The sequence below is a fragment of the Rhodococcus sp. NPDC079359 genome, from assembly GCF_040702585.1.
GTDB lineage: Bacteria > Actinomycetota > Actinomycetes > Mycobacteriales > Mycobacteriaceae > Rhodococcoides.
Genome location: NZ_JBFBLH010000022.1, coordinates 1 through 6,494 on the forward strand (window position 1 = coordinate 1; position 6,494 = coordinate 6,494).

The 6,494-nt window shown below is 61.9% G+C and carries 7 protein-coding genes and 1 pseudogene; 4 read left to right on the forward strand and 4 right to left on the reverse strand.

Annotated elements, in window-relative coordinates:
* Nucleotides 1-70 precede the first annotated feature (70 nt).
* Nucleotides 71-754 (reverse strand): hypothetical protein, encoded by a 684-nt coding sequence (locus AB0362_RS26385; protein ID WP_366236301.1) that lies wholly within the window; start codon nt 752-754, stop codon nt 71-73.
* A gap of 178 nt (nt 755-932) precedes the next feature.
* Between AB0362_RS26385 and AB0362_RS26390 the strand changes: the two genes are divergently transcribed.
* The 4 genes from AB0362_RS26390 (at nt 933) to AB0362_RS26405 (ending at nt 4,850) form a co-directional block, all read left to right on the forward strand.
* Nucleotides 933-1,700: a metallophosphoesterase family protein gene (locus AB0362_RS26390; protein WP_317810948.1), complete on the forward strand. Its 768-nt coding sequence runs from the start codon at nt 933-935 to the stop codon at nt 1,698-1,700.
* A 4-nt stretch (nt 1,701-1,704) separates the two neighbouring features.
* On the forward strand, nt 1,705-2,877 hold the full coding sequence (locus tag AB0362_RS26395) for a winged helix DNA-binding domain-containing protein (protein ID WP_317810947.1): 1,173 nt from the start codon (nt 1,705-1,707) through the stop codon (nt 2,875-2,877).
* A 66-nt stretch (nt 2,878-2,943) separates the two neighbouring features.
* Nucleotides 2,944-3,846: a glycosyltransferase gene (locus AB0362_RS26400; RefSeq protein WP_317810946.1), complete on the forward strand. Its 903-nt coding sequence runs from the start codon at nt 2,944-2,946 to the stop codon at nt 3,844-3,846.
* Complete coding sequence (locus AB0362_RS26405) at nt 3,843-4,850, forward strand: polysaccharide pyruvyl transferase family protein (protein WP_317810945.1); 1,008 nt, start codon at nt 3,843-3,845, stop codon at nt 4,848-4,850. The genes AB0362_RS26400 and AB0362_RS26405 overlap by 4 nt, the downstream gene beginning before the upstream one ends.
* A gap of 24 nt (nt 4,851-4,874) precedes the next feature.
* Here AB0362_RS26405 and AB0362_RS26410 read toward each other — a convergent pair whose 3' ends face one another.
* The 3 genes and pseudogenes from AB0362_RS26410 to AB0362_RS26420 form a co-directional block, all read right to left on the reverse strand.
* Complete coding sequence (locus AB0362_RS26410; RefSeq protein WP_317810944.1) at nt 4,875-5,492, reverse strand: class I SAM-dependent methyltransferase; 618 nt, start codon at nt 5,490-5,492, stop codon at nt 4,875-4,877.
* A 171-nt stretch (nt 5,493-5,663) separates the two neighbouring features.
* The gene (locus tag AB0362_RS26415; protein WP_317533298.1) at nt 5,664-6,017 is read right to left on the reverse strand and encodes a DUF1801 domain-containing protein; all 354 of its coding nucleotides are present in this window, start codon (nt 6,015-6,017) and stop codon (nt 5,664-5,666) included.
* Between the two features lie 225 nt (nt 6,018-6,242).
* Nucleotides 6,243-6,494, reverse strand: a pseudogene (locus AB0362_RS26420) (hypothetical protein); the annotation flags it as partial.

Sequence of the window (6,494 nt, forward strand, 5' to 3'; positions counted from 1 at the left end):
CCTCAGCTCGAAAGCGCCTAACATACAACACAACTCGTTGATCATGAACCGGATGGTTCACCGATCCGAATTACACCACCCCATGGGGCACTATCCCGGTACGCGTCGTCGCCCTGTTGTAGATAATCCGGGAACCGTCCGCGTTGAACTGAGGGTGCACCGCATACGTGTCGGTCAAAGCCGTGATCGGTCCACCGGCCGCAGGCATCGAATACAGCTCAGACCCGTTGTTTCCACCCCGATTGCTGGAAAAGACCATTGTTGAACCGTCCGGGGAAAATGTAGGGTCGGCGTTCCAGAACTGATCTCTCAGAACCACAGTCGTCTCACCGCCCGTAGCAGGTACAGCGACAATGTATCCGCCGATATTGAAGACGACGCGGGTCGCATCGGGTGTGAAAGCTGCGCCGAACGCACTCTCCTCGCGAGCCAACAGCCGTACGTCGCTACCGTCCGCATTCATCGCGCTGATCCCGTCGAGGCTAGTGAATGCGATTGTCGATCCGTCCGGCGAGAAGGTGGGCTGATATCCCCCCTCGTACAGAGTCCGTGAATTTCCGGACTCCAAATCCACAGATTCGATGAACCGGCCATTTCGGGTATAAGCGATGGACGATCCATCGGGCGAAATCGAGGCGTAGTTCGCATACCTCGTATCGGACATTTCACCGGTCACAGTAGGCGTGACCTGACGTAAGCCGGTGCCGTCTTCGTTCATCACGAAAATTTGGCCATAGCCGTCGTCGAACGACACTCGCGCAGGGAGACGCTCCTCCTCTGGAGGGGGTGGTCCCGTACACCCGGTCAGGAACACGGCAGCAGCGATAGAGACACAAACCAACCGAGAGCGTCGCATGCGTCCTCATGCTAGGCGAGGGTTGCCCAGTGGCTGCCGTGTTGCAGTCGACTGCCCACGCTGCGATTCTGTGGTCGTGCGAGTAGCTCTCATAGCCGATATTCACGGCAACATCGCGGCGCTCGACGCCGTCCTCGAAGACATCGAACGACAACGGATCGACACGGTGGTCAATCTCGGCGATCTACTTTCCGGCGGTCTACATCCGCGTCGAACTGCGGATCGGTTGATGGCGCTGAACTTCCCCACTATCGCCGGCAATCACGATCGCTATCTGCTCGAACAGCATCCCGATTCCATGGGCAGTTGGGATCGGCACGCCCATGATCGACTCGACGACGAGCATCGACAGTGGCTGGGCTCGCTGCCGTTCTCACTCGACCTCGATCACGGAATCCTCGCAGTGCACGGAACACCCACCGATGATCAGCAGTACTTTCTGCACTCGGTGGATCCCGACGGCTCTCGCGAGGCAACCGATGCCGAAATTCTCGACCGGGCAGCAGGTTTCACCGACAGAGCTGTCATCGCCTGCGGACACACCCACTTGCAGCGGCAATGGACTCTCCCCAGCGGCACACTCGTGGTCAATCCTGGAAGCGTCGGCACCCCCGCGTACGACGACGATCTCCCCTACCCGCACGTCATGGAATCCGGGTCTCCGCATGCGCGCTACGCGGTACTCGACGATCACGACCGTGGCAGCTGGACAGTCTCGTTCGAGCTGGTCGAGTACGACCACGTCGGTGCGGCAGAGGACGCCCGCGCACACGGGATGATCGATATCGCCGAAGCCCTGCTCACCGGATTCGTCGGCTCTGCGCCACAAGAGCAGTCACACTGATCGCGTGAAGATCACCGACGCTCAGCGCCGACACCGGCTCGTCGCGCAGCACTTCGCCCGTGCCTCGACCACCGAAGCTGTGGTGTCGTCACTCCTCGCGTTGCATGCGACCGATCCGGCGACGGTGTATCTGTCGGTGCTGGCCCGCGCTCGAACACTGGGACTCTCGGATGTTCGCGATGCGATGTACGAGCGCCGGAGTCTGGTGCGGTTGATGGCGATGCGGCGCACTATGTTCGTCGTCGCGCACGACGACGTTCCGATGATTCACGCTGCGGCGAGCCTCGGGGTATCGCGCACCATGCGAGCGCGGCTGATCAAGCAGGTCTCCACTTTGCCCACCGAACCGGTGATCGACGACGTCGAATCATGGCTCGCCACAACCGAAGCCGAGACCGAATCGGCGTTGCGATCGATGGGGACCGCGACCGGAGCCGAGCTCTCGGCCGCCGTGCCCGCGCTCAAGACCGCACTGCTGCCGACCACCGACAAGGTGTACGACGTCAAGCGGTACGTCACCTCGGAGGTGCTGGTGATGATGGCCGCCGAGGGAAAATTGGTGCGCGTCGAACCACGGGGCGCGTGGACTTCCCGACGGCACGCATGGGCACCGATCGATCACTGGTGGCCGGACGGGATTCCCGATCTCGACGAGACCGAGGCGAGGACGGACCTGGCACGACGATGGCTCGAGGTGTTCGGACCTGCAACCCTCGACGATCTGCAGTGGTGGACGGGCTGGAACAAGACGCAGACTCGCGGTGCCGTCTCGGGCCTGGACACCGTGGCGGTCGAACTGACCGAGGGCGATGGAATCATGTTGTCCAGCACTACCTTCGACAAGCCGGCCGGCACTGGCGTCGTGCTGCTACCTGCACTCGATCCCACGCCGATGGGATGGAAGCACCGCGCCTGGTATCTCGGCGAACACAAGGCACCGCTGTTCGACACCTTCGGCAACATCGGCCCGACCATCTGGTCCGGGGGCCGCATCGTCGGCGGCTGGGCCGTGACCGGGTCCGGAGAAGTGGTGACCGAGTTCCTGGAGGGCGTCGGATCGACGGTGTCGAAAGCCGTTGCAGCCGAGGCCGAACGACTCACCACCCTGCTCGACGGCACCCCGGTGGTCCCCTCCTTCCCGACACCGCTGGAGAAGAAACTTCGCGGGAAGAAGTAGCCGACCTGCGCCTGGACAGCGAGGCACGCGACCGATCAGCGCTCGAATTCGCGGTAAGGTCCGAGCGTGCCGATCAGTCTGGTTTCCATCGTCCTCCCCGTATACAACGGCTTGCCCGATCTGGACGAGCAGCTCGAGGCCATCGCCGCACAGGACTACACGGGCGATGTCGAGCTCATAGTCAGCGACAACGGCTCGACCGACGGCTTGCGCTCACACCTCGAAGAGCTATCTTTGCCTCTGTCGATACGTAGGGTCGACGCCTCCGCCAAGCGTGGAGCTTCGTACGCCAGAAACGTCGGCGTGAAAGCCGCACGCGGTGACGTAGTGGCCTTCCTCGACCATGACGACGTCGCTCAGACGACCTGGCTGACTGCAATGGTGCGCGCGCTCGACAGCTTCGACGCTGTGGGCGGCGCACTCGAAATCGAATCCCTCAATTCGGCGGACGTGGCGGAGTGGCGAAATGTACCGCCACCCGGCGCTCTGTTCCCCACTGCCTATCTGCCCTACGCGCCGGGCAGCAACTTCGCAATGTGGCGTGAAGTTTTCGAGAAGGTCGGAGACTTCGACGAGGACCTCATCGGCGGTGCCGAGGACGTCGATTACTCGTGGAGGATTCAGCAAGCGGGATTGACGCTCGGACATGCCGCCGATGCGTTGGTCGCTTACCGCATCAGAACCACTGTCCGCCGATCGTTCGTGCAAGGGCGCGCCTATGGGCACACGTCCTACCAACTGTCGACGAAGCACCGTGCGGCGGGCTGCCCGCACCCGTCGTCGTTCGTCCGGATCCCCGTTCATGCAGTGTCGATTCTTTATCTTGCGACAGTTCGCAATCCGTGGCTACCGAAAATGCTGAGACCGATGCCCGTCGGTCTGTGGGCTCACTACATCGGGATTCACTACGGCGCACTGCGGATTCGAGTGACGACGCTCGTCAGACGACAGCGGCCGAGCGTCCGATGACCCGCGGGACCATCGACGCGATACGCGAGGAGACTCTCGCCGTCCTGCGGACTCATGCGGCACCGGGCGATCGCGTGGCTCACTTGGATTTTCCGAATCATTACAACGCCGGCGACTCACTCATCTACGCCGGCGAGGTCGAGTATTTGAAGCGATTGAACGTGCATGTCGACTACGTGTCGGATCCCTTCACTCACAACGATGCTCTTCTCGAAGAACGAATCGGTGACGGAACCCTGTTTCTGCAAGGCGGGGGAAATTTCGGTGACCGGTGGCCGATCGACCAGAAATTCCGTGAAGCGATCGTTGCGCGGTTTCCTCGCAACAAGATCGTCTGTCTTCCCCAGAGCATCGACTTTGCCGACACCGACGCCCTTGCGAGGACCGCAGCCCTGTACGCACAGCACCCGGATCTGACCCTCATGCTGCGTGAAAAACGTTCGTACGAGTTGGCGCTCGCTCATTTCCCGAACAACCGCGTCGAATACTGTCCGGACATGGCGTTCGGTGCCGACATCGCTCGAAGCGCCGAAGGCACTGCAGTGGACGTCGTGAAACTCCTGCGCGCCGATTCGGAAAGCCTCGGCCACGCGGCGGTGAACATCGACGCCTCGTCCGTGCACTACGACTGGGGCCTACGCGGAACGGATCTGGCGATCTCGACGGCGGTGATGCTGCCGACTCTGATTGCGCAACGTTTCCCCAGAACGAATCGGCTGCTCTACCCCGCTCTCCTACGCTCGTACGAGCAGACTGCGAAGCTCAACCTTCGTGTGGCCCAACGCATTCTGAACCTAGCTCCTGTCGTGCTCACCGATCGGCTGCACGCTGCCGTACTGGCCGCAATGATGGGCAAACGTGTCGTGGCGATGGACAACGCGAACAAGAAGGTATCCGGCATCTACGACGCCTACCTGCACCGCTTCGACAATGTCCACTACGCATCGAACTCCGACGAGGCCGCCGAGTTGGTTCGGCAGGCCGTGTCCGACTGTCGTCGATGAACGCTGATTGCACCGCGCGGAGGTTCAGAAGGGGTAGCGGCCCTCGGCCCAGGCGCGAGCGGCCGGAGGTGTCACGGCCTCGACAGGTTCTCCGTCGAGGAAGTACTGCGTGTGCAGAATCCGACCCTCGTCGACCGCGTCCTGCCACGCCTGAGTGGGGCCTTCGCCGAACCAGAGCCACGGGGTGATGTCGTCCATGATCACGACCGATTCTGCGGTAGCGAGCGCACGTAGATCGTCGAGGTCTGCGCGAGCACCCTCCACCGAGTGGTCTCCGTCGATGAAGATGACGTCGAACCGCATGTCCGGGTGTTCCTTCGCATAGGCCGCGATGGTGGTGTGCGAGTCACCCTGAATCAGGGTGTGGCGGCCCGGAAAGTGTTCGTCGATATGGGCTTTCGCGGCGGCACTGTAGGCGTACGCAGCAAGGTCGAAGGACACGACGGTCGTATCGGGCGATGCGTCGAGGAACGCCCAACTCGAGAAGCCGGCATTGAACCCGACCTCACAGATCAGCTTCGTACTCGGCCGTGCCGCAAGCGAAGACAAATATGCCTGCTCCGCCTCGTCGGCTCCACGCTCGAAAGGTTCCCCAGCAGTGGCTGTTCGGTGCACCAATGCCTCGAGTTCCTGCAGACCCATTCACGTTCTCCTATCGTCTGATTCGGAGCGTAGTCAGCATCGGTGGGCGGCGCAGACGACGACGCCCACTCGCAGAACACGCCGCCACGAACCTGTTGGATCTTCCGTCATGGCGAGGGTCCCGTGGGCTCGTTGTCCCGCCGGGACCCTCGGTCTACCGAGCGTGCTCGCTCAGTCGACGACAGAACGAACAATCTCGGCGATACGCTGCGCCGTAGCGTCGTCCACAGTCTCGAAGTACCACGCCGCCGGCATCAATTGCCCGTCCGCGCCACCGGCAGCGTGAAATGCCGCCTTCTCGGTGATGGCTAGATTCAATCGATCGTCGTTGCGCAGCGTCACGAGCGCCGGCGTGCTCGCCGACTTCGCGTAGGCGGGCATTCCGTACCAGATCCGCGGCTTCAACGTGGGGGCCGCGGACACGATGATGTCGTGCACACGTTGCATGACCGAACGCCGAGGTTCGTCCATCTTCGAGATCTTTTCGATCACCTGAGCCAAATTCTTCTCGTCCTTCGACGACATGTCATGTCCTTTCGTCAACCGATGTCGGGCATCGGCGGAATGAAGATGGCGCAATTCTGCGCCGCACCCCATCCGGACATGTCCTGAGCTGGTCAGGCCTCTCCTCGATGATTCACGTGGTTGCCACGTGGAAGCGCAGTCGGTGGCGCGTACCACCGCGATAAGAATATCCGACACTCGGTCGTACTGCGCCAAAGAGTCTGCACATTCGTCGACTGGACAAGCTCACGGCTCGAGCCCCGCGGCCAGCGTCGGCCAGCTCTTCGCAAGCTGATCGGCCCAGCACGGCCACGAGTGCGTACCAGGGCTGCCCAGATCGAACGTGGCCGGCATGTTCAGCTCGACAAGCCTGTCGCGCAGCAGTCGCGTGCAGAAATCGGTGCTGAACCGTCCTGGGACTGGTGGAGACTGTGATCTCACCAGGAGAATGCAGATATGGGTGCACCAAGGAAGTTCGATGCCGAGACGCGTGAGCGC